Source organism: Microcystis sp. LE19-195.1E, assembly GCF_027532095.1.
In the GTDB taxonomy this organism is placed as follows: Bacteria; Cyanobacteriota; Cyanobacteriia; order Cyanobacteriales; family Microcystaceae; genus Microcystis; species Microcystis aeruginosa.
The window spans coordinates 1-2,664 of the sequence record NZ_JAPZSZ010000331.1 but is presented as its reverse complement, the minus strand read 5'-3'; the positions used below and the strand labels follow the sequence as shown (position 1 = coordinate 2,664).

Genomic DNA, 2,664 nt, shown 5'->3' with positions numbered 1-2,664 from the left:
CCAAGCTTTTCTGGTCGGAACCCCCTAAGCCGAGTTTTCAAGGTGCTGCGCCGTCCACTTGGTTTTCGAGACTGGCCTTTTAATTCTAACGTAAAGCCAACCTAGAACGGCGGGGTTTCAGACCCAAAATTTCCGATGAGGTTAATGCGTCCCCGCTCATAACGACGACGAACCACATCTTCAGGAATATTATGACCGCCACTGGCTACCCTTCTGTGAACTCTCTCTAAAGCTAATTCTGGACTTTGTAGCCAAAAATAAATAAGATTGAGCCTATAGCCAGAACTGCGACAGTCTCTCAAAAAACGGGCAAAATGTCGGGCTGCCAGGGTGCTTTCAAAGGCAAAATCTATTCCTTGGCACTTCAGTGTTACCAGCCTTTCTAACATCAACCGTCCTGCTTGGATAGCAACCGACTCAGGATTAAAAGGTGAGAGTCCGGCGGCAATTTCATCGGCGTTAACGTACTCGATAACGCCTAAAAAGTTGGGTAAAAGTTTTTTAGCGACGGTGGTTTTCCCGGAACCATTGGGGCCACCAATTAGATAAACATCAGACATGAGGGAAAAGCTCGTCCTCCAGATTATTTTGAGATAACCTCGAACTAAGTACCAGTGGTACCAGTTTACCAGAAGTGGCTACTCTCCTAGATGATGGTAATCTGAGAACATTTGGCGATGACGGTTGCCAAGAGGTTTTCACTAATCTCGATCGAATTCGTTACCCTGAAAAATCCTGTATTTTTTAACAATTCAGACTAAATCTTTCAAGGAGGAGTTTACAAATTTCCTTGGCATAAGTTGATATTTGAGAGACGAAAATATAGAAGCAGCTGATTATTTACTAACCTACTTTTTTTAATTTTTAACGGGTTAGGGCTGGGATATACTGAGATTGTTGCTTATAGATCACTACTATGGGACGTTTAGCGCTGATCAGCGTCACTGACAAAACCGGAATAGTTGACTTTGCCCGTCAGCTAACAGAAGAATTTGATTTTGAAATTATTAGCAGTGGAGGAACCGCCAAAACGCTCCAATCGGCGGGAATTCCCGTGATTAAAGTGGGAGAATATACAGGATCTCCTGAAATCTTGGGCGGAAGGGTGAAAACTCTCCATCCTCGCATCCATGGCGGTATTTTGGCTAGACGGGATTGGGAGTCAGATTTAGCGGAAATGGAGGCTAATCAAATTCGTCCTTTTGATTTGGTGGTGGTTAATCTCTATCCCTTTGAACAGACGATCGCCAATCCTGAGGTCACCACCGCTCAGGCGATCGAACAAATCGATATTGGTGGTCCGGCGATGTTACGCGCCTCAGCTAAAAATTTCGCCCATTTGACTGTCATCAGTAACCCGAAGTATTACGAGCAGTATTTAAGCCAATTACGGCAAAATAACGGCGAAATCTCCCTGGAATTCCGTCAAAAAATGGCGGGGGAAACCTTCGCTTTAACCAATGCCTACGATGGTGCGATCGCTGCCTATTTCGCCAGCTTAAACGGGGAAACGACTCGCTTTAATTTGGCGGGAAATGCCCTGCAAACCCTGCGTTACGGCGAAAATCCCCACCAAAGTGCCACTTGGTACGGCAGCGGTACAATGGCTCAAGGTTGGGGAAAAGCGACCTTATTACAGGGAAAAGAACTAAGTTATAACAATTTAGTCGATTTAGAAGCAGCCCGCCGTTTAATCGCCGAATTCGGCAGGGAAGAACCGGCCGCCGCTATCTTGAAACACACTAATCCCTGTGGGGTGGCGATCGGTGGTAGTTTAGTGGAAGCTTATACTAAAGCTTTTAACGCCGATGCTATCTCGGCTTTTGGGGGTATTGTTGCCCTAAATCAAGCCATAGATGAAGCAACCGCTAAAGAATTAACGAAAACCTTCCTAGAATGCGTGGTTGCCCCCGATTGTAGCCCTGAAGCCCGGGATATCCTCGCTAAAAAGTCAAAAGTGCGGATTTTATTGCTGCCGGATTTAAGCACGGGAGAAAAACAAACAGTAAAAGTTATCGCTGGCGGTTTTCTAGTACAAGCGGCCGATGACGTGGTAGAAACCCCGGAGGAGTGGCGCGTGGTGACAGAAAAACAACCCACTGCCGCACAATTAGCGGAATTACTGTTTGCTTGGAAAGTATCTAAGCACGTTAAATCTAATGCTATTGTGGTGACGAAAAATAAAACTACTTTAGGCGTTGGTGCAGGGCAAATGAATCGCGTTGGTTCGACGAAAATTGCCCTTGAACAAGCAGGGGAAGCGGCCAAAGGTGGCTATTTGGCTAGTGATGGCTTTTTCCCCTTTGATGATTCTATTCGCACGGCGGCCCAGTTTGGTATCGAGGCAATTGTTCAACCCGGAGGTTCTTTAAAAGATCAGGATTCGATTAATGCCGCTAATGAGTTAGGTTTAATTATGGTCTTAACAGGCATTCGTCATTTCTTGCATTAATACAAGGTTAGGGTGTGTTATTGCTTAAATTAACGCACCCCAACCAGTTATTAATTATCGGTTAATTTCTCTAGAACTCTTGCAAATTAATTATATGTTATAATGATGGGTTAACTAATTTTCCCCAAAAAATTAGTTAATCAGTACATTTGTCCTGAATGAAAACTTGAAGTTTAACTTTTAACTCAAAACTCTTTAGAGCTGCTTTAATT

The 2,664-nt window shown here is 44.3% G+C and carries 1 protein-coding gene and 1 pseudogene; one reads left to right on the top strand and one right to left on the bottom strand.

The window, feature by feature from the left end:
• Nucleotides 1-134 precede the first annotated feature (134 nt).
• Nucleotides 135-560, bottom strand: a pseudogene (locus tag O9300_RS17930) (ATPase); the annotation flags it as partial.
• Nucleotides 561-916: 356 nt separating this feature from the next.
• Between O9300_RS17930 and purH the strand changes: the two are divergent.
• Entirely contained in the window at nucleotides 917-2,452 is a 1,536-nt protein-coding gene (gene purH / locus O9300_RS17925; protein WP_287973112.1) for a bifunctional phosphoribosylaminoimidazolecarboxamide formyltransferase/IMP cyclohydrolase, read from the top strand.
• The last annotated feature ends 212 nt before the right edge of the window (nucleotides 2,453-2,664 follow it).